The organism is Streptomyces sp. 8N114 (assembly GCF_052245835.1).
Lineage (GTDB): Bacteria > Actinomycetota > Actinomycetes > Streptomycetales > Streptomycetaceae > Streptomyces.
In genome coordinates, this window is the sequence record NZ_JBQQBT010000003.1 from 143,248 (window position 1) to 168,854 (window position 25,607).

Genomic DNA, 25,607 nt, shown 5'->3' on the forward strand with positions numbered 1-25,607 from the left:
GCATCCTGAGGGGAGCCCGGCGAGATGTCTTTGCTCACGGTTGGTGATGTCCTGCGACTTCCGGTCATCGTCGCAGGGCTGCCGCGGGTCCTGGCCGGAGAGGAGCAGCTCGCCGGCCCGGTCCGCTGGGTGCACGTCACCGAGCTGCTCGATCCGGCCTCGTTCCTCGAAGGCGGCGAGCTGGTCCTGACCACCCTTATGCCGCAGCCGAACGACCCGACCCGGCTGCGCGGTTACGTCGACCAGCTGGCGGACGTCGGCGCGGCCGGGCTCGTCGTCGAGCTGGGCCGCCGGTACCAGCAGGTGCCCTCCGATCTGGTCGCCGCCTGCCGCGCACGCGACCTGCCCCTGATCGTGCTCTCCCGCGGTATCCGGTTCATCGAGGTGACCCAGACCGTCCACGCGTTGATCTTGGACGCGCAGGGAGAACTGCTGCGGAAATCCCAGCAGGTGCACGAGATCTTCACCGGCTTGACGCTGCGCAGCGCGGCGCCCGAGGAACTCGTACGTACCGCGGCCGACCTGCTGGGTCATCCCGTGGTCCTGGAGAGCTTGCTGCACCACGCCGTCATCTCCTGCACGGCTGGTGGCTCGCCAGGGCAGGTTCTCGAAGCGTGGCCGCGCCGGTCGCGTGCGACGCCGACTCCCGACCATGCGGCGATCAGCGGCCCGGAAGACTGGCTCGTGGCCCCCGTCGAACACAACGGGCAGCGTTGGGGACGGCTGGTGGCCCTCCCCGACGCGTCCGGGCCCGCGAGACGCCCCGAGCACACGATGATCCTCCGGCGCGCTGCCACCGCCCTGACCCTGGCCAGACTGACCGGACACACCCGGTGGGACCGCGACGCCCACGCCTCGGTGCTGCTGGACCTGGTGCGCTGGAACTACTCCAGCCACACCGAAGCCCGCATCCGTATAGAGGCCCTCGGTATGCCGACGGTCAGCCACCGCCTCATCGCCGTCGTCATCGGGCACCGGCATGGCGCGGCCGACGAGGCCGTCCTCGACGACCCGCTCGCCGAACAGCTGCGCAGCGCCGGTATCCGCGCGCTGGTGGGCCGCATCTCTCCCGACCGCACCGGTGTCCTCCTCGCACTCGCCCGATCCAGCGCGTGGCAGCCCGCCGTGGACCGCGTGGGGCGGCTCACCGGGGAGATTCTCGGTGCGGAAGCCGTCGTCGCGGTCGGCCCCGGAGTGACCGAACTCGACCAGGTGGCACGGTCTTTCCGGGAAGCGGAGGAAGTCGCCGACGCCATCGGCCCCGCAACCCCCCACCGGCCGTACCACGTGCCGTCGGACATCGGACTGCCTGAGCTGCTGCACGCCCTGCGCGACGACGTCCGCATGCAGAAGTACGTCGAGCGACAGTTGGGCCGGCTCCTCCGCCACGACGAGCTCCACGCCGGCGACCTGCTGACCGCCCTGCGCCACTACCTCGCCGCCGCGGGCAACAAGTCGATCGCCGCGAAACAGCTCAACGTGTCACGGCAAGCCTTCTACCACCGCCTGAACACCATCGAACGCCTCCTCGGCTGCAACCTCGAATCCGGCGTCCAGCGCACCCAACTGCACGTCGCCGTCCTCGCCCTGACCTCCCTGACCACGGCCGACGAAGGCCAGGCGGAATCCGCCGGCGGCACTCAGCCGGTCCCCGGCGCCGATGTGACGGGCGCACCCTCGGCGTGAACACCCCGCATGCGGGGCCGCCGAGGGTCGGCTCGCCGGATCAGACCAGCGGCCACAGCGCTGTGGTGAGGACGAAGCCCGCGCATCCCATGACCGTCGTCAGGACCGTCCATGTGCGCAGTCCCGCCGCCACGTCGAGACCGGCGAGCTTGGTGAACATCCAGTACCCCGCGTCGTTGATGTGGGACAGCGCGAGAGCGCCCGCGCCCATCGCCAGGGCCACCAGCGACAGCTGACCGGTGGACAGGTCGGCGCGGTCCAGCAGCGGGGTGAGGATGCCGGCGGTGGTGATGAGGGCGACGGTCGCCGACCCTTGGGCGGCCCGCAGGGCGAGGGACGTCATGAAGGCGAGTAGCAGCGCGGGCAGGCCGGTGCTCTCCAGGACGTCGGCGATCGCGTTGCCGATACCGCTGGCGACCAGGACCTTGCCGAAGACACCGCCCGCGCCCGCGACCAGGATCACCATCGCGACGGGCGGTAGCGCGGAGCCCATGACCTCGGCGATGTGCGCGCGGTTCCAGCCGCGGCGGGCGCCCAGGAAATAGCCGCACAGGGCGACGTCGATGAGCAGTGCCACCATCGGGGCGCCGAGGACGGTGAGTACGGCGCGCAGGGTGGAGCCTTCGGTGAGCGTGTTCTGGCCGATGGTGCCGATGAGGATCAGCAGGATCGGGGTGACGATCAGCGTCAGGACCATGCCGAAGGACGGCGGCCGGACGTCGGTGCCCGCGGTGGCGGGCTTGGTCAGCACGGTGGTCGCTCGGCCGCCGTCGCCCGACGTCCCGTCGCCCGACGTTCCCCCGGTCGGCGTGCCGCCGGCTGTGTCCGTCGGACCAGGCGTGCCCTCGCCGGTGTCCGTCGGACCGGGCGTGCCCTCGCCGGTGTCCGGTTCGCCGTACACCTCGGCGTACACCGCCGGGTCCATCGGGTACTCGCGGCGGGTGAGGCGACGGGAGACGAGGTAGCCGAGCAGGACGACGACGGCAGTGACGGGGATGCCCATCAGCAGCACCAGGCCCTGGCTGGCGCCGATCGCCTCGGCGACTGCTACGGCACCGGGGTGCGGCGGCAGGAAGGCGTGCACGGTCAGCATCGCGGCACCCATCGGCAGCGCGTAGATCAGCAGCGGCTTACGGGAGGCGCGGGCGACTCCGTACGCGATCGGCATCAGGATGATCAGGCCGACCTCGAAGAAGACCGGGATGCCGAGGACGAACCCGGCGACGGTCAGGGCGAGCGGGGTGCGGCGGGAGCCGAACTTGTCGATGAGGGAGTGCGCGAACGCGTGGGCTCCGCCGGAGAGTTCGATGATCCGCCCGATCATCGCGCCCAGCGCGATGATGGTGGCGATGTGGCCCAGGGTAGCGCCCATGCCCTCTTCGATGGTCTTCACCAGGTCGGCGGCGGGTACGCCCGCGGCCAGCGCGACGCCGATGCTGACGACGACGAGGGCGACGAAGGGCTGGACCTTGGCTCTGAGAATGAGCAGGAGCAGGGCCGCGACACCGGCGACCGCGATGGTCAGGAGAGCGGTGTGGCTCATCGTCCTTCTCCTTCCGGGGACTTGGGGGAGAGGACGGTGACGACGGAGGAGTCATCGTGGGTGCCGAGCCCGGCGTGCTCGCCGAGCAGGTAGAGCTGTTCGGCCGCGGCGGCCAAGGGGACCGGGACGTGGGCGTCCTTGGCGATGCCGGTGACGATGCCCATGTCCTTGACGAAGATGTCGAGCCGCGACTTGACCTCGGGATCGGGGCCGTCGTCGTACGTCTGGACCATGCGCGGCCCGCGGTCGGCGAACATGAAGGAACCGGCGGCGCCGTGCTTGAGGCTGTCCACGACCGTACCCGGGTCGAGCCCGAGGCCGCGGGCGAGCGCGATCGCCTCGGCCGCTGCCGCGATGTGCACGCCGGCCAGCAGCTGGTTGACGGCCTTCATCGCCTGCCCGTCGCCCGGGCGCGGGCCGACGACCGTGAGTGTGGAGGCAAGCAGATCGAGTACCGGCCGTGCCGTCTTCAGTGCCACTTCCTCGGCGCCGACGACGATCAGCAGTTCGCCGTTGCCGGCTCGCACCGGGCCACCGCTGACCGGCGCGTCCACGGTCAGCACACCGCGCTCGGCCAGCCGCAGTGCGGTGGTGCGCGCCGCCTCGGGGCCGACGGTGCTGGTGAGGATCACCACCGCGCCGGCGCGTAGGGTTTCGGCGGCGCCGCTCTCACCGAAGAGCGCGCCCTCGACCTGCAACTGGTCGCGTACGGCGAGCACGGTGACGTCGGCGTCACGGGCGGCCTCGGCCGGGGACGCGGCGTCGTGGGCGCCCTCGGCGGCCAGCGCGTACCGCCTGTCGGCGGCGATGTCGTATACGGAGACGGGCAGTTCGCCGGCCAGGCGGCGCGCCATGGGGAGTCCCATAGCGCCCAGACCGATGACGGCCGTGCGGGGACGGGGGTGGGGAGACATCTTTGTCCTCCTGGGGAGAAAGAGGAGAGGAGCGGGCCGGCTGCCGAGGGTGCGAAAGCCCTGGCAGGGCCCAGGCAAGGAGAAGGGGGTGCGCGCAAGCCGCGGCCCGTGCGAGGGGATGGCGCAGGGCCCAGGCGGCGCTCGGGCGGCTCGCGAAGTGGTGCGATGCGGCGGGCCGTCGTACGACGGTCACGTGCGGTGCCGCAGTGTGGAGCGGCTTGCCGTCAGCAGGGCCGGGTTAAGGTCACGCGTTTCCTCCCTCGGCGCGGGGGCTCAGGCGAGCGATGATCTCCAGGGCGGCGTCGCGGACCGCGTCGCGGCCCGCTGCCCACAGGGAGACGACGTCGGAGCCGGGCAGTGCGTCCGGGAGAGTCGCGCGGACGGCCTCCAGACAGGCGCGGCGCAGTTCGGCGTTGACGTTGACCTTGGCGACGCCACGCGCGAGGGCGCCGTGCAGCTCCTCGACGGGCAGACCGCTGGCGCCGTGCAGGACGAGCGGGACGGGCACGGCCTCGTGGATCGCGGCCAGCCGCTCCAGATCGAGGCGGACCGGGTCCTTGGTGAAGCCATGGACGTTGCCGACGGCGACGGCGAGCGCGTCCACGCCCGTCGCAGCCACGAACTCGGCCGCCTGCTCCGGATCGGTCATCGCCGCGCTCCGCGCGACGGCGTCGGTGGAGACGTCCTCGTCGCCCGGCAGGGCACCGAGTTCGGCCTCCGCCCAGGCGCCGTGGTCACGAGCCCGCCGTACCGCCTCCTTCGTCAGAGCGATGTTCTCGGCGAACGGCAGGTGGGAGCCGTCGACCATGATGGAGGTGTAGCCCGCCTCCAGGCAGGCCGTGATCTCGTCCAGGTCCCGGCTGTGGTCGAGGTGCACACCGAGTCGGGCGGCGGAGTGTGCGGCTGCGTCCAGCGCCAGCCGCATCAGGGCCTGTCGCCCGGCGTGCTTGAAGGGGCTGGAGCCCGCCTGGATGAGGACCGGCCGTCCGGCGGTCTCGGCGGCGGCCACGATGCCCTGGACCGTCTCCAGGTTGTAGGCGACGAACCCGGGCAGCGCCTGTCCGGCGTGCGCGGCCTGCTTGAGGGCGTCGGTTCCGTGCAGCAGCATCACGCGCTCCTGAGCAGGTCGAGGGCGTCGGCGAGGGCTTCGGCGCCGCCGACGTTCCCGGCGAAGACGATGTACGGGATGCCGGCGGCGGGGCCGTCCACGGGCTCCCAGAGCGAGACGATGCCGGGCAGCAGCGTGCCGCGGGCCCAGGCACGGCGGATCTCCAGGCCGTGGGTGGCGGTGTCGCTGGAGGTGATGCCTCCCTTGGCGACGACGAAGGCGGGCCGGCGGGTGGCGTTGACCCGGCGCACTGTTTCCACGAGCGCGGCGGAGACCCGGCGGGAGATCGCCAGACTGTCGTCCGCGTCGGCACCCGTCACCAGGGTGCGAGAAGTGCTGATCACGGCATCCGCGGAGTCCAGCGCGCCGGCCGCCGCGGATGCGACCTCGGAGATGTGGGCGTCACACCGCTCCTCGTCGAGCAGGAGCGCCACCTCCAGTTCGTACTCGGCGATCCCGCCCCGCTCCCGCAGCCGGTCCAACTGCCGTGTCGTGAGGGAGACATGAGACCCTACGGCGATCAGCCCGTGCGGCGCGTCCCCGCGCGGTCGGCGCAGTTCCGCCGGGGTGAGCGGTGCCCGCCCGGCCTGTCCGGAGCGGGCTCTGACGAAGGAGGGCCCGACCCGGTACAGCAGCCGCGTGCCGTTCTCCTCCGCCTCCGCGAGGGCCAGGGCCAGCACCCGCAGATCGTCGTCGCATACCGCATCGACCACGGCCGTCCGTCCGCCGTGCAGCGAGGACAGCAGCCGCGCCGTGTGCGCCGGGCCGCCGCCCCGCAGGTCGTCGAGGGTGATGCGCAGGACCTCGTCCGCGGGCACGAGTCCGCCTGTCTTCTCCTCGACCCACTCGGGCAGTGAGGAGCTGCGGTAGCCGAAGGTCGCGTCGCGGGCGAACTCGCTCTCGCCGACCGGCAGCAGCCCGGCGGCCGTCCGCATCCAGTGGCGGGAGCCGACGGTCAGTCGGCCCGCCTCGATGTAGGCGGGGACAAGCACCACGCCGTCGGGAGGGCCGACGCCCAGCTCGGTGAGTTCCTCGGCGAGGATGTCCGTCTCCAGCGGGAAGTGGCCGCGCAGGGTCGAGTCGCTGCGGCTGGCCAGGACGTAACCGGTGCCCTCGGCCGCCGACGCCGCGTGCAGGGCGCGGACCACCTCGCGGTTGCGGGCGGCGGCGTCCTCGGGGAACAGGCTGCGGGTGTTGGTGAGGACGAAGAAGACGGAACTGTCCTGGCGCAGTGCCCAGCGCAGGTCGTCCACCGTCCAGGACGTCAGGACCGGGACGTCGGCGACCGTCTGGGTGCCGGTCGGGTCGTCGTCGAGGACGACGAGACGCGGACCGCCTGATATGCGGGCCGCCACGTCTGCGGCGCTGACCTCGCGGACCGGGGGGAGCCCTTCCAGTACCGCGGCCTCAGGGACGGGCCGCGTCTGGGCATGGAGGGGTAGGGACATGGCGATTTCCTGGTTCGTGCGGGGGAGTCGAGCGGGGAGGGTCAGCCGAGGTCGCGCTTGATCACGTGGGTGCGCAGGTCGTCGGCGGTCTGGTTCATGTGGCCGTCCATGGCGGCTCGGGCGGCCTCGGGGCTGCCGGACTCCAGCGCGGCGAGCACCGCCTCGTGGTGCGCGATGGCGTTCGTACGGATCTCGGGGAAGGCCGAGGTCTCCCGGCGTCCTTCGACGAGCAGCGGACCGAACGGCTCGAAGAGCAGCGGGACGAACAGGTTGCCCGTCGCCCGCATCACCGTGTCGTGGAAGTCGATGTCGGCCTGCACGAACTGCTCCGTGTCGCCCGCGTCGGCCGCCTCGCGCATGACCGCCAGGTGCTGGCGCAGCGCCTCCAAGTCCTCCTCGGTGCGGCGGGAGGCGGCCAGCTCGCACGCGCCGTCCTCGATGAGCCGTCGTGCCTCGATCAGTCGTTCCGACAGGGCGCCGCTCGACGTACGCGAGGCCGCCCGCACCACCGGCTCCAGGGCGGTCCACCGATCCGGCGGGTTGATGTAGGTGCCCCGGCCGCGTACCACCCTGACGACGTTCTGCGCGCGCAGCTGCTTGACCGCCTCGCGCACGGTCAGGCGGCTGACCCCGCCCTGCTCCGAGAGTTCTCCCTCGGGCGGGAGAGCGGAGTCCGGCGGGTACTGGCCGTCGATGATCGCGGTGAGCAGCTGCTCGGCAAGGTCGTCCGAGAGCGACATGGCGGGAACCTCTTCGTCCGGTGATCACATCTGACGTCAGACATCTGATGTCTGTCGAGAATGACATCGGAGGAAAGAGGCGTCAATACCTCGGTGGCAGCGAATCAGAGACCATGCACGCGGGCGCCGTCCAGTCACCGACGACCCGCTTTGTGCGACGTCGACCACGACACGGAGCGCGCCCAACGGCCGCCATGGTCCAGCGGCGGCGGCTCCGGTGGGGCCCGGTGCGGCCGGAGCCGCCGGCGGTCCGGCGGCTCCGTGGAACAGCGCGGCCGTGCTCGGCTGTCACGGCATCCACCAGCTCGGGCGCCACATCTTCGTCAGTACGCCGACCCGCTGAGCAGGCACAGCACAACCAGCGCCCCGGCCGGGGGAGATATGGCTATGCGACGACCGCGGTGGCTTCGACCTCGACCAGGAGGTCCGGTTCCCCCAGTGCCGCAACGCCCAGCAGGGTGATCGGCTTGACCGGGTCGATGCCAAGCTTCGCCGCCGCATGGCCCACCCCCTCACCCAGCAGTGGCATCTTCTCGGGACTCCAGTCGACGACGTAGATGGTCAGCTTCGCCACGTCGTCGAAGGAGCTGCCGATCCCGGCCAGAGCGGTGGCCACATTGAGATAGCACTGCTCGACCTGTGCAGCGAAGTCTCCTTCGCCGACGGGCCGGCCGTCGGCGTCGCGGGCGACCTGCCCTGCAAGGAACACCAGCTTCGATCCGGTGGCGACCGACAGTTGCCGGTAGACCTCGGGCTTCGGCAGCCCCTCGGGGTTGATGAGCGTCACAGGCATGAACGGTCTCTTCCTCTTGGCGTCAGGCAGCAAGATCAGCACTCCGCATGAAAGCATAGCGATGCTATGTATTGTGGGGCCATGGTGAGGACGAAAGATCCAGCGGTCCGCTCCCTGCTGCTCGACCGAGCCGCTCAGATGCTGCGGACGAGGCAACCGGTCACGCTTCGCACCCTGGTCGCCGGAACCGGCGTGTCAACGATGGCCGTCTACACCTACTTCGGCGGCATGGACGGCCTGTGGAAGGCACTGCGACAGGAAGGCTTCATCCGCCTGACCGCCAAACTCACAGCCGTCGAGATGTCCGAGGACCCGGTACGAGACCTCGCGGCCTTGGGGGCCGCCTACCTGTCCAACGCCTTGGAGAGCCCCGATCTCTACCGCGTCATGTTCGACGCGGGCTTCGACCTCGAAGACACCGACGCCGCTGACGAAACCCTGCACTGCCTCGTCCGCGCCATCGAACGGGCCAAGACGAGCGGCCGCTTCCACGGCGAGGTCGACCCGCTGGAACTGGCGACCCAGAGCTGGACCATCGGACACGGACTCGCCTCACTCGTCGCCACAGGTCCCCTGCCGCACCACGCACGCGCTCACGGCGTTCCCATGCTGACCGCGCTGTTCACCAGCGCAGGCGACGAACCCGCCCGATGCCGCCGGTCGGTCGAGCACGGCTGGGGACAGACAGCCCCAGCCGGGTTCAGCTCTCGTGATCGGGGAGAAAGGCCCTGACGCGACTGCGGCCTTCCCCAGGGGCGGTCACGCGGTGGCACCGTGTCCGCATGCCGGGACGGTGCCGGTGCGCAGGAATGGAGGTGCGGCGGAGTCGGGTTACCGGTGCGCACAGCACGCACCGGAGAGGAAACCGATCGATGACGCAGTCGAAGGAGCGGTCGCGGGGGACGGCCCAAGGGCCGCAGCAGGGGCGGCCGGACGGGGAGGGCGACCGGCCGCCCCGGCGGTCGGGCAGGCAGCTGCTGGCGGCCTCGGTCGGGAACGGCGTCGAGTGGTACGACTGGTTCGCGTACTCGTTCCTCGCCACCTACATCGCGGACGAGATCTTCCCCAAGGGGACGGGCAATTCGCTGGTTCCGCTGCTGTCCACCTTCGCTGTCTTCGCCGTCGGCTTCTTCATGCGGCCGGTGGGCGGGTTGCTGTTGGGGGCGGTCGCCGACCGGGCCGGGCGGCGGGCTGCGCTGACGCTGACGATTCTGCTCATGGGCGGCAGCAGCCTGCTGGTGGCGGTCACCCCGACCTACGCGCTCGCCGGGGTGTTCGGACCGGTGGTGCTGGTGATCGCCCGGCTCGTGCAAGGGCTGTCTGTGGGTGGGGAGTTCGCCGCCTCGACGACCTTCCTGGTGGAGTCGGCAGGACCGGGCCGGCGCGGACTGTTCTCCAGCTTCCAGTACGTGTCGACGACGGCGGGCCAGTTGGCCGCCTCCGGTGTCGCCGCGCTGTTCGTCTCCACGCTGGACGACGGACAGATGCACCAGTGGGGCTGGCGGGCCCCGTTCGTGGTCGGGGCGCTGTTGAGCCTGGCCGGCTTCTGGGTGCGGCGCGGGGCGCAGGAGACGCGGAGCGAGAAGCACGCCGACGGACCGCGTCCCGGGCTCTTCGACGCGCTGCGCAGCCATCCCCGCGAGTCCCTGCTGATCGTCGGCATCACAGCCGGCGGGACGATCGCCTACTACGTCTGGACCTCGTACCTGCCGACCTACGCGCAGGTCAACGCCGGTCTCGACAAGGGGGATGCGCTCGTTGTCGGCACGATCTCGCTGGTGTTCTTCATGCTGCTCCAGCCGCTGGGTGGGCTGCTGTCCGACCGGGTGGGCCGCAAACCACTGCTGCTGGCCTTCGCGATCGGGTTCGCCGTGCTGTGCGTTCCGCTGCTGCACGCGGTCAGCGACTCCTACGTCTCGCTGCTGCTGGTGCAGTGCGCCGGCATGGTGTTGCTCACGGGCTACACGGCGATCGCGGCGGCGGTGAACGCCGAGGTTTTCCCGGCCCGGGTGCGCGCCGCGGGCATCGGCTTCCCCTACTCGCTGGCCGTGGCCCTCTTCGGCGGCACCGCACCCTACGTCGGCACCCTCCTCGCGGAGCTGGAGGTGCCGGACGCCTTCCCGTGGTACGTGTCCGTGCTGTGCCTGCTCTCCGCGCTGGTATATCTGCGGCTGCCGGAGCGGGCCAAGGAGGACCTCGACCGGTGATCGATGGGTGGACGCGTGCTTGTGAGCCCTTGAGGAGCCGCGCGGGCCGGTACGGCTCCAGGGCTGGTGCGGCCCCGGCGCCCTCGCGCTCCAGGCCGATGACGTGGGCGGCACTGCCGGTGCGGATGCCGGCGCCGGCGTCCCGCAGATGTTCGAGCAGAGCGGTGACGAGCCGCTCGGTGAGCAGACCGCCCACGGGGCCGTCCGGGTCGGCGCCGATCCGCCACATATGAGAACGTCACTTGATGGGCTTCGACTTGAACTGCGTGTTCACGCTGGACGCCAATGTGTTCTCGCTCTTTGACACGGTGATTCCCGGAGGCTCGGGCCACGCCTTGCGAACGTGTGGGCCCGGCCTGCCGGACGGCTGGGTGCTGCCCGACCCGTGGGAGCTGGAGTACGGGGTCGACGGTCAACTCACAGCGAGCCCCTCTGCATTGGAACCAGCTGACCTGGGCGCCTGGCGAGCAGCGGCCGCCATCCCGAGCGAAGCTGACCCGCTGGACGCCTTCGATGAGACGGACTTCCGCCTGGGATCGTTCCTCAGCTTGGCCGCCCCGGTCCTGCTCATCAGCGACAGCACCTTCGGCGGTGTTCTCGGCCATGAACACGCCGCCCTGTTGGTGAACGGCAGGCTGATCGCGGCCTGCGGTGTCAACTACATCGCCAAGGCGGCCTTTCGGCTGGACGACGGCATCTACAACACCGTGCCGCCGGAGGAGATCGCCCCCGTCACGCAGTGCGCCGCGGCGCTTGACATCCGTTTCAGCGGGAGATGCCTCTTCGACGGGTACCTCCCGCGCGAGGCCCACAGGGAAGGCGACCCGTGCCGGAAGACATGGTCAACTGCCGCACCACGCATCGCTGACGGCTGGCATCGTCATTTCCCCTTCCTGACACCATGAGCGCCGCAGAATGACCGAGGCATTGCTGCGCGACGTAGCACGCGTCGGCTCCGGTGGGCGGCCCGGCTGCATCACCCGTCTCCAGCCCGCCGCCGAGGCTTACCAGTCCTGATTTTCTGGCCGCCCTCGACCCCTTTCCAAGATCGACGCGTACTCGGCGTCGATAACGTTGTCATCGCTCTTGCCGGTAAGTTTCGGTCGAAGCGTTGACTGGTTTCAGCCAGATGTCTACGGTGCTGTCCACTCAACTGAACGGCGTTCATGAATATGAATGCTCCTCCCAGGGACGGCACCGCTTGATGAACCTCCAAGGACTCCTCTTCTTCCCCGTGACGCCGTTCGACAACGACGGCGAAGTCGCCGAGAAGCAGCTGGCGGACCACGTCGCACGCGGCGTCACAGCCGGGGCCGGCGGTGTGTTCGTGGCCTGCGGAACCGGTGAGTTCCACGCGCTCACCTCGGCCGAGGTGGAGACCTGCGCCGCTGTGGCTGTGCAGACCGTCGCGGGAGCCGTACCCGTCCTCGCGGGGGCGGGTGGCCCGGTGGCGCAGGCTGTCGACCAGGTACGACGGATCGAGCGGGCAGGCGCGGACGGTGTGCTGCTCATGCCGCCTTACCTGGTCGGAGGCTCGCAGCAGGGGCTGATCGATTACGTGTCGACGGTGGCCGCGGCCGGCGACCTGCCGGTCATCGTCTATCAGCGGGCCACTGTCGTCTTCGAACCGTGGGCGGTCGCGGCCCTGGCCTCGGTCCCCAATGTGATCGGGCTCAAGGATGGGCTGGGTGACATCGAGCGCATGCACAGGATCGTCCGCCGCGTCGAGTCGACGTGGCCCGGGTTCCAGTTCTTCAACGGACTGCCGACCGCCGAGATGACCATGCACGCCTACCGAGGGCTGGGAGTATCGCTGTACTCCTCGGCTGTCTTCGCCTTCGCTCCCGAAGTCGCCACCACGTTCCACCGGGCTCTCAGCACCGGTGACGACGTCACGGCGCATCACCTCATCGACGACTTCTTCGCGCCTCTGGTGGAGCTGCGTGACGAGGTCCCAGGCTATGCGGTCTCCCTCGTCAAGGCCGCTGTGCGGATGCGAGGGCTGGACGTCGGTGGGGTGCGGCCCCCGCTGGTCGACCCGCTGCCGGAGCACGCGGAGCGGCTCGGGGATCTCCTGGAGCGTGGACTGCGCGCAGTGGGTGCTGCCGTATGAGGATCCAGGACCTGATCATCACCCCCATCGCCTTCCGGGACCCGCCGCTCCTCAACTCCACCGGGGTGCACGAGCCGCTGGCGCTGCGCTGCGTCGTGCAGCTCCGGGTCGAGGGCAATGTGACCGGGCTGGGGGAGTGCCACGGCGACCGGCGGTTGCTGGAACGGCTGGCGGCCGCCGGGGAAGCCGTCCGGGGCATGAGCGTATTCGCCACCACCCGGATCGCCGCGGCCGTCGAGGCCGCCGTGGGGTCGCTTCGGCCGGACGCACTGGGAGCAGTTGTATCGCCGATCGAGGTCGCGTGCCTGGATGCCCAGGGCAAGATCACCGGGCAGCCGGTCAGCGAGCTGCTGGGCGGTGCGGTACGCGACGCCGTTCCCTACAGCGGCTACCTGTTCTACAAGTGGGCGGGCCATCCACCCGCCGACGGCTCACCCGCCATCCCCGACGCGTGGGGAGAGGCACTGGACGCGGAGGGCATCGTCGCCCAGGCACGCCGCATGATCCAGCACTACGGCTTCAGGTCCCTGAAGCTCAAGGGAGGGGTGCTGCCGCCCGAGGAGGAGATCGCCACCATCAGGCGGCTCGCCCAGGAGTTCCCCGGCGTTCCGCTCCGTCTGGACCCGAACTGTGCCTGGACTCCAGGGACCGCGCACATGGTGGCCCGCCAGCTCGACGGTGTACTGGAATACCTGGAGGACCCCACCGGGGGAGTCGAGGGCATGGCCGAGGTCGCCGACAAGGCGCCCATGCCCCTCGCCACCAACATGTGCGTCGTGTCCTTCGACACCGTTCCCGCCGCCGTACGACGTGACGCCGTGCAGGTCGTGCTCAGCGACCACCACACCTGGGGCGGTCTACGCCGTACCCATGAACTGGGCACACTGTGCTCGACGTTCGGTATCGGGCTCTCGATGCACTCCAACTCGCACCTCGGGATCAGCCTCGCCGCGATGACCCACGTCGCGGCGGCTTCCCCGCACCTGACGTACGCCTGCGACACCCACTACCCGTGGAACGCCGAGGACGACGTCGTCAAACCGGGCGTGCTGCGGTTCGTCGACGGCAGCGTGCCCGTACCCACCGGCCCCGGCCTCGGCGTTGAACTCGACCATGAGGTGCTCGACCGGCTGCACCGGAACTACCGGGAAGCGGCCCGCGACCGCAGGGACGACACCGGATACCTGCGACGTTTCCAACCCGATTTCGATCCCGCCTTGCCCCGGTGGTGACGCACACCGGCCCGTGAGGCCGGCACCGAAAACCCACCCTCCTTCTCACGCATCACCGATAGCGAAAGGAGGTCAGGATGCCCACCGCACTGAGTCGTCGGCGTTTCCTGGCCCTCACCGGCGCCGGCATCACCGCGCCGGCCCTCTCCGCCTGCGGCGTGCTGGGCGCAGGCTCCACCGCCGACGGCCTGTCCGTGCATTCCCAGCTGGGCGGCAACGCCCCCGGAGCGCCCGCCTGGAACGAGGCCGTGAAGCTGTTCCGGCAGCGCAACCCCGACCTGCCCCTCACGGCGCTCGAGAACGGTGACGATCTGCAACAGGTCTACGAGACCTCCAAGCTGGCGGGCAAGGAGGCCGACGTCGTCATCACCAACCTCTACGACAAGTCGCTGGCCTGGACGGACCTCGGCGCGACCGTGCCCGTCGGGGAGTACATGGACCGCTGGGGGCTGCGGGACCGGGTGAATCCCTCGTCCCTGGCCGAGTGGACGGACCAGAAGGGGCGACTGTGCGGCTTCCCGTACGTCCGCACGAACTGGCCTGTCGTCTTCAACGAGGCGCTGCTGCGCCGGGCGGGCGTCGACGAGGTCCCCACCACGGTCGACGCGCTCATCGCCGCGGCCGGGAAGCTGCGGAGCCGGGGGATCGGCGCGGTCACCGTCGGCGGCAACGACTGGAGCGGACAGAAGCTGTTCCTGCAGATCGTCCAGACCTATCTGAAGCCGGACGAGGCGAAGGAAGTGCTGGCCAGTGGTGACTTCAGCGGCTCCGCCGGTGCCCGGCAGGGCATCGAGCACTTCGTCGAACTGCGCAAGGCAGGTGTCTTCGTCGAGAACGTCCGCGGCCTGTCGGCCGACCTGATGACCACGCAGATCGGCACGGAGAAGGCCGCCGTGGCCTCGATGCTGTCGTCGGTACTCGGCGAGGTACCGGACGAGGCGGCCGGGCACATCCGCGTCGGGGGCTGGCCGGTGCCCGAGGACTCGGTACACCCGAAGCCCACGGTCATGCGGGTGAACGGGGCGCACGGGATCTGGGTCAGCCCCAACGGCAGGAAGAAACCGGACCGCGTCGAGAGGTTCGTGCGCTTCATGTACAGCCCCGAGGTGGTGTCGACGTTCGTCGGCCACGGGCGGGACCTGGCCCTCAGCACCAGCACGACCAGCGCCCGCTTCCCCTTGGTCGCAGCCGCGCAACGCCTCACCGACAACGATGTCAGCGAGATCGTCTGCCCGGACACCTACGTCCCCTCCGCCGCCAACTTGGCCGTCATCCAGGCCACAGGCGCGGCGTTCGACCGGGACTCCGGTGCTCGTCAGGTGCGGACGGCCCTGGAGAAGGCATACCGCGGCGTCCGCGCCTGAATCCGCCGCCCAGCGCGCCCCTTTTCCGTTGGAGGAAACCTTGTCGTCGATACCCGTGACACATGCCGCGCCGGCCGCCGGCGTCTCATCCGCGCCACCACCGCCGGCTGCCCCGCGCAGACCCGCCCGGCGCAGGCCCGCCAAGGGCGGCGGCACCACCTGGCTCGCCGTGCCCGCCCTTGCCTGGTACCTGATCTTCATGATCGGCCCAGTGCTGGCCATCTTCGTCATCGCCGCGCTGCGCTGGCCCGGCACGCTCCAGCCACGCAGCTTCGCCGGGCTGGAGAACTTCCGTACCGTGCTGGCGGATGCGGCCTTCCGCGACGCCCTGGGCAACACCGCTCAGCAACTCCTCGTCGCCATCCCGGTGATGATCGTCAGCGCGTACATGCTGGCCTACTACGTCGCGCAGAAACCACCCGGCCACCGGGTGCTGCGGTATCTGCTGTTCATCCCCGGCCTCATCTCCACCCCCGCCAAGGCCATGTTCTTCTACGCCGCGCTGTCACCGGACGGACTGCTCAACTCCGTACTCGGCGGCATCGGCCTCGGCGGAGTGACCAAGGTGTGGCTCGCGGAGCCCGGCAGCGCGCTGTACGGCATCATCGCCATGGACATCTGGGCCGGCATCGGCTTCACCGCCGTTCTCATCGCCGCACGGCTCGGCAGCGTCAGCGAGGAGATCTCCGAAGCGGCGCAACTCGACGGGGCGGGACACTGGCGCACCATGTGGCAGATCCACTTCCCGGTGATCCGCGACTACATCGGCGTGGTCACCATGCTCCAGTTCCTGTGGACCCTCTTCGGCTCCGCACAGAACGTCCTGTTGCTGACCCAAGGAGGCCCGGGGACCTCGTCGACGACCCTGTCGTATCTCGTCTACCAGAAGGCATTCATCGAGGCCGACCTCGGCTACAGCCAGGCCGTCGGTGTCGTCCTCTTCGCCATCGGCCTCGCGGGCATGCTGCTGATCCGCCGGCTGCTGCGCCAGAACTACTGAGGAGCCGGTCACATGAACAAGTACTCCCGCCCCGGATGGCTCTGCGCGCACATTCTGGCCTGGGGCTACACCGCCCTTCTGGTCGTTCCCCTCTACTACTTCCTGGTCTCGTCCTTCAAGGACAACAACGGCATCTTCGACTCACCCCTCGCGCTGCCGGACTCCTTCAGCTTCGACAACTACTCCCGCTCGTGGGAGATGGCACAGCTCGGCCCCGCCATCATCAACTCGGTCCTCGTCACCACCGGCGGTTTGCTGCTGACCCTGTTCCTGGCGCTTCCCGCCTCATTCGTCCTCGCCCGGAGCACCGGACGACTGGGCCGTGTCGTGGAAACGGTCTTCTCCCTGGGTTTCCTCGTGCCCACGTTCGCCGCGCTGTTCCCCACCTTCTTGCTTTCCGCCGCCACCGGACTCTTCCACACCCGGACCTTCATGGTGCTGTTCCTGCCGGCCACCGCTCTGCCGCTCTCCGTGGTCCTGCTGACCCAGTTCATGCGCACCATTCCGCGTGAACTGGAGGAAGCGGCACGCATGGACGGAGCGGGCAGTCTGGCCGTCCTGCGCCAGATCTACGCGCCGATCTGCCTGCCGGGCATCGCCGCGGTCGCCCTGCTGAACTTCCTCAACTTCTGGAACGAGTACCTCTACTCGCTGATCATCATCGGCCCCGACCCGGACCAGCGCACCATCCAGCTCGCGCTGCCCACCCTCATCTCCACCTCGGGAACGCAGTACGGGGTTCTTACGGCGGGCACCGTGCTCACCCTTGTGCCGGTCTATCTGGTCTACACCGTCCTGCAGAAGCGTATGCAGGCCGCGCTGGTCAGCGGAGCGGTGAAGATGTAGCCCTGGTCGAGGCACCTCCATGGTGGGAGAGGCAGTCACAACGCCACGGCCAGGAACCCCAGCGCATAGGTGAGCGAGAAGATCAGCGGCACCCACTGCTCGACGTGGGTCAGTGGCAGATACTGGCGCCAGTCCCTGCCTTCCCCCAGCGCCTGCCACTCCGCCCGCGAATAGGCGAACGCAGGAAGCCGTTCCTCGAGGGCGCCTATGACGGCGAACTTCGCGGCGTTGAGCTGCCGGTAGGAGCGGATGATCACGAACCAGGCGGCGCACTGCGTGATCAGTACGACCAGGGCGCCGACGAGCATCCACACAGGCGCGCGCCCGACGTTGTCGCTCAACCCGGCCGCACCGGCGGCGATCAGACTGTTGAGGGAGAGGAAGAAGGTGTTGGTCAGGCTCCGCCGTGAGCTGACCCGGTCGGCCATCTCCACACAGAGTTTGTACTGCTCGAGGACCGCGGCCTGGTACTGCTCGTTCCCCGAGGCGTACGTGGACGGTTTGACGGAGGAGTTCCAAAGGGAGTCCGGGAGCGAAGGCATGACAGGAGCTTGGCCGAAAGCCCTGGCGATGTCAGGGGGGCGGAGAGGCATCGGGGAAGGAGGGGAACGGCGAAGGCGGCCCGCCGTCCCCGTTGCCTGTCAGATGCTCGAAGCCATCAAGCAGGAGCGGCCCCGTGCCGACCAGGAAGAAAACGGCGGCCGCGAGCACGCAGAACTGGAACACCCGCCGCACCCAGAAGAGCGATCGGTTCGGACTGAACTCCGTCAGCTGTGGCAAGAGCCGAAAGGCCAGACAGGTCTCAACGGAGAGGAAGCGCAGCGTGGGCGGAAGCCGCAGCGAGACGACCTGCGGACGCCAGTCCGGCGAGAAGCGTATGGCGGCCACCAGGCGGGGGCGCGCGCGGCGCGGCGGCATGGGCACGGCGGGCAGCGGATGCGGCATGATCTCCGCTGCCCGTTCCCGGAACGTCTCGTAAAGGCGGTGGTCCGAGGGCACCAGGATGACGAGCTGGTGGGGGTCCAACAGTGTTACTGCCTGCCCCAGTTCCCAGTACAGTGACGCGCCCTCGCCGCAGCGCAGGACAGTCAGCCGGCAGTGCTCCATCAGCGTCGTCACCGCGGGGCGCCAGTCCGTGTCCGCGACCCTGCCCTTCGCCGCTCCCAGTACCTCGATGTCGCGGTCCAGGGCGATGAACGGCCCGATGCCCGCCATCGCCGTGGCGACCGCCTCCTCCTCGGTGACCAGGGAGCCCGGTCGGGACGGTGCTCGGGCCCGCTTGTCGTCGCGGAACGACCGCAGATACAGGACCGGCGGCCGAGGGTCTTGGGTCAATACACCGCGCGCGCCCTGCACGTACCTCAGCTCGCTCGCGCGCACGGCCGAACGCATCCGGGGCCAGGCGAACAGCACGATGGGCACCGCGACGGCGGCGAAGCCCAGCGGAACACCCAACAGACTCGGCCCATCGGCGAGTTGAGAGGTGCTTGCCAGGACGATCAACCCGTAGAAGAGGACGGCGCCGAGCGCCCAGGAGCCGCACCCCGCAGCCCTGCGCCGCCGTGGTGACACATCGTCAAGTGCGTCTAAAACGTGGGTGTCGCGGCGTGCGGTGTACGTCCCCAGGGCGAGCGACGGCCGTGGTGCCTCGCCCACCGTTTCGGAGAGGTACGCCGCCGACGTCGTGCTGAACCCATGGCGCCGGTACAGCTCCCGCTGCGCGGCGTCGGCGTCGGGGCGGCCCGTGAGGAAGTCGGCACCTGACGCGTAGGCCCAGCGGAGAGCGGCCCGCAGGAGCGCGTCCGCCGCCGCCGGGCGGAGGCGGGGGTCGGGGAAGCCGTCGACCTGGAGCAGTTCGATCTCCCGGACGCTCATGTCGGGGCCGGGAGTTCGGACCCGGATGGCGCCCGCTTCGCGTCCGTCGGCCAGTAGCGCGCTGGCCGCGAAGGTGGTGCCGTCGTCGGCGGATTCCTCGGTCCGCACAGAAGCTGTGGGTTCGGCCGATACCTCACACCCCCGCAGCACAGCCGCCGCGAACAGGACGTTGGCAGCCTCGTCGAAGGGTTTGAGGACCAGGGTGTTCGGGTCTTCGAACGGGCTCGGGTGCGGAGCAGCGGCGCCCGGAAGGCGTAAGCGGAGGGTGGGCCCGTACCGGGTGGAGTGGACATAGGTGACGCCCTCGAGGGCGGCGAGCGGGATGATCCGCGGTGCGCCGTCGGCGCCGTGATGGGGGCCGCCGGCGAGCCTGAGCGTGCTGCCGTCACACTCGACCGTGCACGACACGGCGCGTAACACGGGCGGCGGGGGCGGCACGGGGACCAGCGGGGTCCGGCCGGGCGGCGCCGGGGCGGTGCGGATCGCCTGTGACAGGCCGGCGTACAGCTGCTTGGCCTGGTCAACTTCCGTACGGCGAAAGCGGATCAGGTAGGGGTTGGACATATCGGGGAGCCGCTGCTGCGCAGCCCGCAGGACGTCGGCCACCGGATCCGCGCCGGGACGCGGCACGAGCAGCAGCTCGCCCCGTCGGGCCCTGCCCGCAGGCAGGCGCAGCACCGCGTCGGCGAGCGCCGCGACAGGGACGGGGCGGCTGTCGAGAGCGCGCAGCAACGACCGGCGCGTACTCAGTGGATACGAGATGATGCAGCGCCACCCGTCGAAGTCGAGCCGTGCCGACGTACCCTCAAGGCGCATCCCCACACCCCCGTGAGCCCTCACGCACAGTGTCACGCCAGGCTACGACTCGTGACAAGGCTCTCTTCACAGCCCAATATCATCCGGACGTGCCGTCGAGCTGAGAGAACAGTGGTGACGACCATCGCGGTGACAGGCCACATGGATCTGACCGAAACGACCGTGCCGCTGGTCCGCGTTGCCCTGACGGAGCTGCTCGTGCCGTACGCGGACGGCACGCTCGTCGGGGTCTCGTGCATCGCCCGAGGGGCGGACGCGCTGTTCGCCGAGGCGGTGCTGGCGCTCGGTGGGAAGCTCGTCGTCGTGCTCCCCTCACAGGACTACCGGCGCACCGAGGTCACGCCCGGCCACGCCGTGCTCTTCGACCGCCTCGTCGAGGCCGCGGCCGAGGTGACCGTCCTGCCGTACGAGAGGGCGGGCCGACGGGCGTACGAGGACGCGAACGCCGTACTCCTGGAGCGCGCGGAGCGGGTCGTCGCCGTCTGGAACGGGCAGCCGCCTTCCGGCCAGGGCGGGGGCACCTCGGACATGGTGACCGAGGCGCGGCGGATCGGCCTGCCGGTGGACGTGGTGTGGCCGCAGGGGGCGGCGCGGCAGGGGTGAGAGTCTGCGAGGTCGCGGTCGGCACCCCTTCCGTAGGACACTCTGAACCGATACCGAGGAGGACCAGTGACCGCACAACCCGAAAACTCGGCTCCGCGGCCCGGGCCGGTACCGGCGATCCCGCACACCATCAACGCGATCGGGGACGCCCTCAGCGGCGCCGACCGCGCCCTCTTCTACAGCAAGGTCCTGGCCGCAGACGAGACGGAAGTCCCCGGCGTGATGCGCAGCTGGTGGAAGACAGCCATGCTCAACCGCGCCCCCCACGCCGAGACCAGCCGCGCGAACGCCGCCCGCGGGCACCGCCTGGTCGCCGTCGACGACCTGGCCGGCCGGATCGAGGGGGCCGGCACGCAGTGAGCCAGGAACAGCCGCACCGCAGCGGCTGGCGCGTCTACACCGAAGAAATCCCGGCCGCCGACATGGGCGACTGGCCCCCGGACCTGGCCAAGAAAGCGGTGTACTTCTTCAGAGCCCTGGCGCTGGAAGCGGGCGCCGCCATAGAAGCCGGCCGCCAACCGCCCGGCGACCCGATGGACGACTCCGGCTCGCGCTACAGCCTCCAAGTCAACGGAGCACCCGTCCTCTTCGAATACCAGGTGCTCCCGGAAGCCCGCGAAATCCGCATCCCCGTGGTGGTCTGGTTCGGCTGAGCCCTGAAGGGCCGCACACTCCTCTGGCCTGCGGCGTGCCCGTCACTCAGCGTTCGGCGAGAACGCCCAACCCTCGCAGCCGGAGGTCACCTTGGCGGTGGGGTCCGGGGAGCTGTGTCGAGTGAACGCCCACAGTACGAGCCCGAGGCAGCTGAAGGCGGCACCCAGTGCGCATACGGCGCCCCAGCCGGCCACCGTGTAGAGGGAGGTCGCGGCGATGGCGCCGGTGGCGCTGCCGATCGAGTAGAAGACCATGTATCCGCCGATCAGCCGGCTGCCCGCGTCCGGGTGCAGCGCGTAGATCAGGGTCTGGTTGGTGACATGGACAGCCTGCACGGCGAGGTCGAGAAGGATCACCCCGACGACCAAGGCCCAGAGCGAGCTGCGGGTGAAGGCCAAGGGCAGCCACGAGACGGCGAGCAGTGCCAGGGCGAGGCCGGTGGTCCGCCGGGAGAGTCCGCGGTCGTTCAGGCGGCCCGCCACGGTCGCGGCCAGGGCGCCGGCGACACCGATCAGCCCCAGCGCCCCGATCGCGCTGTGGGGCAGGAAGTACGGGGCCTCGCTGAGCGGCAGCGCGACGCTGCTCCACAGGGTGCTGAAGGCGGCGAAGATCAGCAGACCGAACAGGGCCCGGAGCCGCAGCAGTCGTTCCCGTGCGAACAGGATGATCGTGGAGCGCAGGAGCTGTCCGTAGCGCAGGGTCGTCGGCGGAGCGGCGCTGTGGCGCGGCAGCACTCGGTACAGGACCAGGGCGAGCAGAGCGGTGAGCGACGCCGAGGCGAGGTAGACGGAGCGCCAGCCCGCGAGATCGGCCATGATGCCGGATGCGGTGCGGGCGAGCAGGATGCCGATGACCACGCCGCTGGTGACCAGCCCGACGACCCGTCCGTGCCCGGCGGGAGGGGCCAGTGATGCGGCGAAGGCCACCAACGTCTGCGTGACGACCGCGAGAAGCCCTGTCGCGGCCATGCCCGCGAGCAGGATCGCCGCCGTGCGGGCGGCCGCTACCACGATCAGCGCCACCATCAGGAGCAGCAACTGGGCCACGATGAGCCGTCTGCGGTCGGCCACGTCGCCCAGCGGCACGAGGAAGAAGAGTCCCAGTCCGTATCCGACATGCGTGAGGGTGACGACGCTGCCGACGAGTGCCGGGCTCATGGCGAGGTCGTGGCCCATGGCCACCAGGAGCGGCTGGGAGAAGTAGACGTTGGCCACCGCGGCCCCGCAGGCGACGGCGAACAGTATGACGACGCCACGGGACAGGACGAACGCGGAACCTTCGCGGCTTCGGGCCTCTGTCCGTCGTGTCACAGCCTCACCGTTGCCGGGCATCGGCACTCCTCCGCGTATCTGGTTTCATCTTGCTACCAATGACGAGGGCGACGGTAGGCTTTTTGGTAGCATGTTGCAACCGACATGAGAGTGAGGGGCGCCATGGTGACCAGGACGCGCTTCGACGACAGCGAATGTCCCGTCGCCCGGTCGGTGGACGCGATCGGCGACTGGTGGTCCCTGCTGATCGTGCGGGACGCCTTCGACGGAAGCCGGCGCTTCGGGGAGTTCCAGCGCAGCCTCGGCGTGGCGAAGAACATCCTCACCGCGCGTCTGCGCACCTTGGTCGCCGGCGGAGTCCTCGAATCCGTCCCCGCCTCGGACGGCAGCGCCTACCGCGAGTACGTACTGACTCCGAAGGGCAAGGCACTCTTCCCCGTCATCGTGGCGTTGCGACAGTGGGGCGAACAGAACTTCTTCGACCCCGGCGAACCACACTCACAGTTGGTCGACCGCCAACAGGGACAGGGCCTCCGCGCGCTGGAAGTGCTGTCCGCGGACGGGCGACGGTTGAACCCCGACGACACCACCGTCCACAAGATCTCCACCCAGTGATCCGAGCCGGAGACAGGAGCATCAGGTCGGTGTCATCACTCGGGCAGGTTATCGACGCTCGGATGTGCTTGATCAGCGAGCTCCGATGTGCACAGAGACCGGCAGCGGGGAGGTACATGTGCGGCATTCGCGCTGGATCTGCCGGAGCAGCCGGGTGAGGCTCTCGATGCCCGGCGGGCCGAAGGAGGCCGTCATCGCGATCTCGGCGCTGATCCGGTAGGAGTCCTCGTTGCGGACATCCGTGAACCACCACAGCACCGGGGCCAGCGTGCCCAGTTGGGCCGGAAGCCCGTCCTCGTTCTGCATGGCCCAGCGATAGAGGTCGGTCAGCTGCTTGAAGCGCTGTTCGGATGGGGTGGGCTGCAGGCCGAACTCCGTACGGGCGATCCGGTCCCCGTGGTCCAGGGAGGTCTGTTCTGCCTTGCTCCATTCCCCGTCGTGCCGGGGACGTGAGTCGAGGCGACCGGCCGCCAGGTTCGTCAGATAGGTGGACCAACGCAGGGCGCCGGGGTTGCCGTACACGTCTGCTTCCGGGTCGCGCCCACGCGCGAGTCCCCGCTCCATCGCCTCCAGCAGGCCCGCGTTCGTCACTGACATCCACGTGCCCGGATCGCCGAGCCCCCGGTCCCGCGCCGCTGACATCACTCCCGCGATCGCGGCCCAGCGCCGGAAGCCCGGCTCGAAGGCCGGGCCGTGCTGCCGTTGCAGGGCGCGGACCAGTTCCACGCGATCTGCCATGGACATACGCTCCAGCCCGGCCAGGTCGCAGCGCAGCGTCGTCGCGCAGTCCCCTGCCGGGGCCTGGACCCGGGCGGCCGAGGCGACCGGCACGGGTCCGGCCAGCATGGCCAGCAACGCCAACGCCACCACGACGACCCGAGCCGACCATGACAGCTGACCCATGGGGCTCCCCCTCTCCAGGGACCGCCGTGCGAAGCCCCGTAAGCCATTCCAGCAGCTCCTCCCCGAACTGCCCAGGGCGTACGTCGAGTCGGGAGAACAGCGGAACGCGCAATGCGCCCCGAGGGGGCCGACACCGGGCGCCCCCTGCCCTTGCCGATGCGGACTTGTCCCTCAGCACAACGACTGCTCCCGCAGAGGATCCCGGTCGCACCACAAGGCGGCCCGGCCACCGGTTGCGACCCGCCTCAGCGGTTGTCCCCGGCAGTCGCCGGTTCCGCCGTCGGCGCGGCCTCACCGGTGTCATCGGTCTCACCGGCTTCACCGGCCTCCTCGTCCTCGGCGCCGCCCGCCGGCACGTGTCGTAGCAGCACCATCGCGGCAACAGCCATCACGGCCACAACCGCGCCCGCGGTGCCGGCCGCGAGGTTCAGACCGTTGGTGAACGCCTCCCTGGCCTGCTCCAGGACCTGGGTGCCCAGCGAGTCGGACATGGCATCGGCACCGGCGAGCGTGTCGCGTGCCGTGTCAGCGGCCGACTCCGGGAGGCCCGACGGCAGAGCTTCGCCGATCCCCTGCCGGTACACGGCGGTGACGACACTGCCGAGGCCGGCGATGCCCAGCGCGATGCCGAACTCCATTGCCGTCTCCGACATCGCCGCGGCGGAACCGGCTTTTTGCGGTGGCGCCGAGCCGACGACCAGGTCCGTGCCGAGGACCATCATCGGGCTGATGCCGGTGTAGACGAGCACGAAGCCGGTCACCAACAGCGGCAGTCCGTCGGTGCTGTCGACCAGGCTGATCAAGGCGTAGCCGAACACCGAGAGGAACAGCGCGCCGCCGACGACGTACCCGGGGCGGACCTTGCCGGCGATCACGGGCGTCACCGAAGAGGCCACGATCAGTGCCGCGGCCGCGGGCAGCAGCCACAGCCCCGCCGTGATCGGTGAGAGACCCTCCACCAACTGGAGGTACTGCGTGATGAACAGATACAGCCCGCCCATCAGGCCGAGACCGAGCAGCAGCACCAGCAGAGCGGTGGTGAACGCTCGGTCCGAGAACAGCCGCAGATCCAGCAGCGGATCGGCAAGCTTGCGCTGGCGCAGGACGAACAGCACGCCGAAGACCACGCCGGCCAGCAGCGTCACGACAGCCTGGGCGTCAACGCCGTGCTCGGCCACGCGCTTGATGCCGTAGATCACCGGCAGCACCGTCACCAGGGACAGCACCACGCTGGCCATGTCGATACGGCCGGCCTCCGGGTCCTTGTACTCGGGGATCAGCAACGGCGTCGCCACCACAAGCACCACCATCACCGGCACGGCGAGCAGAAAGACCGAACCCCACCAGAACCACTGCAGCAGCGCACCGCCCAGGACAGGGCCGACGGCGATACCGACGGAGAAGCAGGTCACCCACACGCTGATGGCGACCCCGCGCTGCCGGGGGTTCTTGAACATGTTGCTGATCAGGGCCAGCGTCGAGGGCATCAGCGTGGCGCCGGTGATGCCGAGCAGCGAGCGGGCCGCGATCAGCGTCTCCGGGCTGGTGGACTTCGCGGCGAGGACCGAGGCGAGGCCGAAGCCGAGCGCCCCGATCATCAGCAGCCTTCGACGGCCGATGCGGTCGCCCAGCGTGCCCATGGTCACCAGGAATCCGGCGATCATGAATCCGTAGATGTCGACCGTCCACAGCAGTTCGGTGCTGGTGGGCTTGAGGTCCGCGCTGATGTGCGGGACCGCGAGGTTCAGCACGGTCGCGTCGAGGGCCAGCAGGATCGTGGGGAGCGTGAGCACGAAGAGCCCGAGCCACTCCCGGGGTCCGGCCCTCAGGTCCGCGGGGGCCTGAGCTTCTGTCGTCATAGTGAACCCTCCAAGGT

General features: G+C 69.8%; 24 protein-coding genes. 13 read left to right on the forward strand and 11 right to left on the reverse strand.

Features of this window, described 5'->3' with window-relative positions:
* Window positions 1–24: 24 nt before the first annotated feature.
* Complete coding sequence (locus ACTWQF_RS08770; RefSeq protein WP_443278616.1) at window positions 25–1,686, forward strand: PucR family transcriptional regulator; 1,662 nt, start codon at window positions 25–27, stop codon at window positions 1,684–1,686.
* 40 nt (window positions 1,687–1,726) lie between these two features.
* Here ACTWQF_RS08770 and ACTWQF_RS08775 read toward each other — a convergent pair whose 3' ends face one another.
* From ACTWQF_RS08775 to ACTWQF_RS08800, 6 genes are all read right to left on the reverse strand, one after another.
* Entirely contained in the window at window positions 1,727–3,229 is a 1,503-nt protein-coding gene (locus ACTWQF_RS08775) for a GntT/GntP/DsdX family permease (RefSeq protein WP_443278617.1), read from the reverse strand.
* Window positions 3,226–4,143 (reverse strand): NAD(P)-dependent oxidoreductase, encoded by a 918-nt coding sequence (locus ACTWQF_RS08780; protein ID WP_443278618.1) that lies wholly within the window; start codon window positions 4,141–4,143, stop codon window positions 3,226–3,228. Before ACTWQF_RS08780 ends, ACTWQF_RS08775 begins: the two co-directional genes overlap by 4 nt.
* A gap of 244 nt (window positions 4,144–4,387) precedes the next feature.
* Complete coding sequence (locus ACTWQF_RS08785) at window positions 4,388–5,251, reverse strand: class II fructose-bisphosphate aldolase (RefSeq protein ID WP_443278619.1); 864 nt, start codon at window positions 5,249–5,251, stop codon at window positions 4,388–4,390.
* Entirely contained in the window at window positions 5,251–6,699 is a 1,449-nt protein-coding gene (locus ACTWQF_RS08790) for a four-carbon acid sugar kinase family protein (protein WP_443278620.1), read from the reverse strand. Before ACTWQF_RS08790 ends, ACTWQF_RS08785 begins: the two co-directional genes overlap by 1 nt.
* A 41-nt stretch (window positions 6,700–6,740) precedes the next feature.
* On the reverse strand, window positions 6,741–7,439 hold the full coding sequence (locus ACTWQF_RS08795) for a FadR/GntR family transcriptional regulator (RefSeq protein WP_443278621.1): 699 nt from the start codon (window positions 7,437–7,439) through the stop codon (window positions 6,741–6,743).
* Window positions 7,440–7,824: 385 nt separating this feature from the next.
* On the reverse strand, window positions 7,825–8,232 hold the full coding sequence (locus ACTWQF_RS08800) for a RidA family protein (protein WP_443278622.1): 408 nt from the start codon (window positions 8,230–8,232) through the stop codon (window positions 7,825–7,827).
* A gap of 81 nt (window positions 8,233–8,313) precedes the next feature.
* Between ACTWQF_RS08800 and ACTWQF_RS08805 the strand changes: the two genes are divergently transcribed.
* From ACTWQF_RS08805 to ACTWQF_RS08840, 8 genes are all read left to right on the forward strand, one after another.
* Window positions 8,314–8,964 (forward strand): TetR/AcrR family transcriptional regulator, encoded by a 651-nt coding sequence (locus ACTWQF_RS08805; protein WP_443278623.1) that lies wholly within the window; start codon window positions 8,314–8,316, stop codon window positions 8,962–8,964.
* 140 nt (window positions 8,965–9,104) lie between these two features.
* Window positions 9,105–10,439, forward strand: a complete 1,335-nt coding sequence (locus ACTWQF_RS08810) for an MFS transporter (protein ID WP_443278624.1) — start codon at window positions 9,105–9,107, stop codon at window positions 10,437–10,439.
* A gap of 242 nt (window positions 10,440–10,681) precedes the next feature.
* Window positions 10,682–11,344 (forward strand): hypothetical protein, encoded by a 663-nt coding sequence (locus ACTWQF_RS08815; RefSeq protein ID WP_443278625.1) that lies wholly within the window; start codon window positions 10,682–10,684, stop codon window positions 11,342–11,344.
* Window positions 11,345–11,643: 299 nt separating this feature from the next.
* Entirely contained in the window at window positions 11,644–12,552 is a 909-nt protein-coding gene (locus tag ACTWQF_RS08820; protein ID WP_443278626.1) for a 5-dehydro-4-deoxyglucarate dehydratase, read from the forward strand.
* Window positions 12,549–13,784: an enolase C-terminal domain-like protein gene (locus ACTWQF_RS08825; RefSeq protein WP_443278627.1), complete on the forward strand. Its 1,236-nt coding sequence runs from the start codon at window positions 12,549–12,551 to the stop codon at window positions 13,782–13,784. The genes ACTWQF_RS08820 and ACTWQF_RS08825 overlap by 4 nt, the downstream gene beginning before the upstream one ends.
* A 77-nt stretch (window positions 13,785–13,861) precedes the next feature.
* A complete protein-coding gene (locus ACTWQF_RS08830) occupies window positions 13,862–15,148 on the forward strand; it encodes an ABC transporter substrate-binding protein (RefSeq protein ID WP_443278628.1) in 1,287 nt (428 codons plus the stop codon).
* A 49-nt stretch (window positions 15,149–15,197) separates the two neighbouring features.
* Window positions 15,198–16,148 (forward strand): carbohydrate ABC transporter permease, encoded by a 951-nt coding sequence (locus tag ACTWQF_RS08835; protein ID WP_443278950.1) that lies wholly within the window; start codon window positions 15,198–15,200, stop codon window positions 16,146–16,148.
* A gap of 12 nt (window positions 16,149–16,160) precedes the next feature.
* Entirely contained in the window at window positions 16,161–16,994 is an 834-nt protein-coding gene (locus tag ACTWQF_RS08840) for a carbohydrate ABC transporter permease (RefSeq protein ID WP_443278629.1), read from the forward strand.
* 35 nt (window positions 16,995–17,029) lie between these two features.
* On the opposite strand, the gene ACTWQF_RS08845 is transcribed toward ACTWQF_RS08840, so the two are convergent.
* Both ACTWQF_RS08845 and ACTWQF_RS08850 read right to left on the reverse strand, forming a co-directional pair.
* Window positions 17,030–17,536: a RipA family octameric membrane protein gene (locus ACTWQF_RS08845; RefSeq protein WP_443278630.1), complete on the reverse strand. Its 507-nt coding sequence runs from the start codon at window positions 17,534–17,536 to the stop codon at window positions 17,030–17,032.
* A gap of 31 nt (window positions 17,537–17,567) precedes the next feature.
* Entirely contained in the window at window positions 17,568–19,685 is a 2,118-nt protein-coding gene (locus ACTWQF_RS08850) for a DUF4429 domain-containing protein (RefSeq protein WP_443278631.1), read from the reverse strand.
* A 114-nt stretch (window positions 19,686–19,799) separates the two neighbouring features.
* Here ACTWQF_RS08850 and ACTWQF_RS08855 point away from each other — a divergent pair, with 114 nt between their 5' ends.
* The 3 genes from ACTWQF_RS08855 (at window position 19,800) to ACTWQF_RS08865 (ending at window position 20,941) form a co-directional block, all read left to right on the forward strand.
* On the forward strand, window positions 19,800–20,288 hold the full coding sequence (locus ACTWQF_RS08855; RefSeq protein ID WP_443278632.1) for a hypothetical protein: 489 nt from the start codon (window positions 19,800–19,802) through the stop codon (window positions 20,286–20,288).
* A gap of 66 nt (window positions 20,289–20,354) precedes the next feature.
* The gene (locus tag ACTWQF_RS08860) at window positions 20,355–20,648 is read left to right on the forward strand and encodes a hypothetical protein (RefSeq protein ID WP_443278633.1); all 294 of its coding nucleotides are present in this window, start codon (window positions 20,355–20,357) and stop codon (window positions 20,646–20,648) included.
* Complete coding sequence (locus ACTWQF_RS08865; protein ID WP_443278634.1) at window positions 20,645–20,941, forward strand: hypothetical protein; 297 nt, start codon at window positions 20,645–20,647, stop codon at window positions 20,939–20,941. Before ACTWQF_RS08860 ends, ACTWQF_RS08865 begins: the two co-directional genes overlap by 4 nt.
* A 42-nt stretch (window positions 20,942–20,983) precedes the next feature.
* On the opposite strand, the gene ACTWQF_RS08870 is transcribed toward ACTWQF_RS08865, so the two are convergent.
* On the reverse strand, window positions 20,984–22,273 hold the full coding sequence (locus tag ACTWQF_RS08870) for an MFS transporter (RefSeq protein ID WP_443278635.1): 1,290 nt from the start codon (window positions 22,271–22,273) through the stop codon (window positions 20,984–20,986).
* Between the two features lie 102 nt (window positions 22,274–22,375).
* Here ACTWQF_RS08870 and ACTWQF_RS08875 point away from each other — a divergent pair, with 102 nt between their 5' ends.
* Window positions 22,376–22,828, forward strand: coding sequence for a winged helix-turn-helix transcriptional regulator (locus ACTWQF_RS08875; protein ID WP_443278636.1), 453 nt, complete (start codon window positions 22,376–22,378; stop codon window positions 22,826–22,828).
* 72 nt (window positions 22,829–22,900) lie between these two features.
* On the opposite strand, the gene ACTWQF_RS08880 is transcribed toward ACTWQF_RS08875, so the two are convergent.
* Window positions 22,901–23,731: a hypothetical protein gene (locus ACTWQF_RS08880; RefSeq protein WP_443278637.1), complete on the reverse strand. Its 831-nt coding sequence runs from the start codon at window positions 23,729–23,731 to the stop codon at window positions 22,901–22,903.
* A gap of 245 nt (window positions 23,732–23,976) precedes the next feature.
* Complete coding sequence (locus tag ACTWQF_RS08885) at window positions 23,977–25,590, reverse strand: MFS transporter (protein ID WP_443278638.1); 1,614 nt, start codon at window positions 25,588–25,590, stop codon at window positions 23,977–23,979.
* Between the last annotated feature and the right edge of the window lie 17 nt (window positions 25,591–25,607).

Bases quoted from the DNA above. Each gene is read 5' to 3' on its own strand.
- ACTWQF_RS08770 (WP_443278616.1), top strand. From the start codon at position 25: ATGTCTTTGCTCACGGTTGGTGATGTCCTGCGACTTCCGGTCATCGTC.
- ACTWQF_RS08775 (WP_443278617.1), bottom strand. From the start codon at position 3,229: ATGAGCCACACCGCTCTCCTGACCATCGCGGTCGCCGGTGTCGCGGCC.
- ACTWQF_RS08780 (WP_443278618.1), bottom strand. From the start codon at position 4,143: ATGTCTCCCCACCCCCGTCCCCGCACGGCCGTCATCGGTCTGGGCGCT.
- ACTWQF_RS08785 (WP_443278619.1), bottom strand. From the start codon at position 5,251: ATGCTGCTGCACGGAACCGACGCCCTCAAGCAGGCCGCGCACGCCGGA.
- ACTWQF_RS08790 (WP_443278620.1), bottom strand. From the start codon at position 6,699: ATGTCCCTACCCCTCCATGCCCAGACGCGGCCCGTCCCTGAGGCCGCG.
- ACTWQF_RS08795 (WP_443278621.1), bottom strand. From the start codon at position 7,439: ATGTCGCTCTCGGACGACCTTGCCGAGCAGCTGCTCACCGCGATCATC.
- ACTWQF_RS08800 (WP_443278622.1), bottom strand. From the start codon at position 8,232: ATGCCTGTGACGCTCATCAACCCCGAGGGGCTGCCGAAGCCCGAGGTC.
- ACTWQF_RS08805 (WP_443278623.1), top strand. From the start codon at position 8,314: ATGGTGAGGACGAAAGATCCAGCGGTCCGCTCCCTGCTGCTCGACCGA.
- ACTWQF_RS08810 (WP_443278624.1), top strand. From the start codon at position 9,105: ATGACGCAGTCGAAGGAGCGGTCGCGGGGGACGGCCCAAGGGCCGCAG.
- ACTWQF_RS08820 (WP_443278626.1), top strand. From the start codon at position 11,644: ATGAACCTCCAAGGACTCCTCTTCTTCCCCGTGACGCCGTTCGACAAC.
- ACTWQF_RS08825 (WP_443278627.1), top strand. From the start codon at position 12,549: ATGAGGATCCAGGACCTGATCATCACCCCCATCGCCTTCCGGGACCCG.
- ACTWQF_RS08830 (WP_443278628.1), top strand. From the start codon at position 13,862: ATGCCCACCGCACTGAGTCGTCGGCGTTTCCTGGCCCTCACCGGCGCC.
- ACTWQF_RS08840 (WP_443278629.1), top strand. From the start codon at position 16,161: ATGAACAAGTACTCCCGCCCCGGATGGCTCTGCGCGCACATTCTGGCC.
- ACTWQF_RS08845 (WP_443278630.1), bottom strand. From the start codon at position 17,536: ATGCCTTCGCTCCCGGACTCCCTTTGGAACTCCTCCGTCAAACCGTCC.
- ACTWQF_RS08850 (WP_443278631.1), bottom strand. From the start codon at position 19,685: ATGCGCCTTGAGGGTACGTCGGCACGGCTCGACTTCGACGGGTGGCGC.
- ACTWQF_RS08870 (WP_443278635.1), bottom strand. From the start codon at position 22,273: ATGCCCGGCAACGGTGAGGCTGTGACACGACGGACAGAGGCCCGAAGC.
- ACTWQF_RS08875 (WP_443278636.1), top strand. From the start codon at position 22,376: ATGGTGACCAGGACGCGCTTCGACGACAGCGAATGTCCCGTCGCCCGG.
- ACTWQF_RS08880 (WP_443278637.1), bottom strand. From the start codon at position 23,731: ATGGGTCAGCTGTCATGGTCGGCTCGGGTCGTCGTGGTGGCGTTGGCG.
- ACTWQF_RS08885 (WP_443278638.1), bottom strand. From the start codon at position 25,590: ATGACGACAGAAGCTCAGGCCCCCGCGGACCTGAGGGCCGGACCCCGG.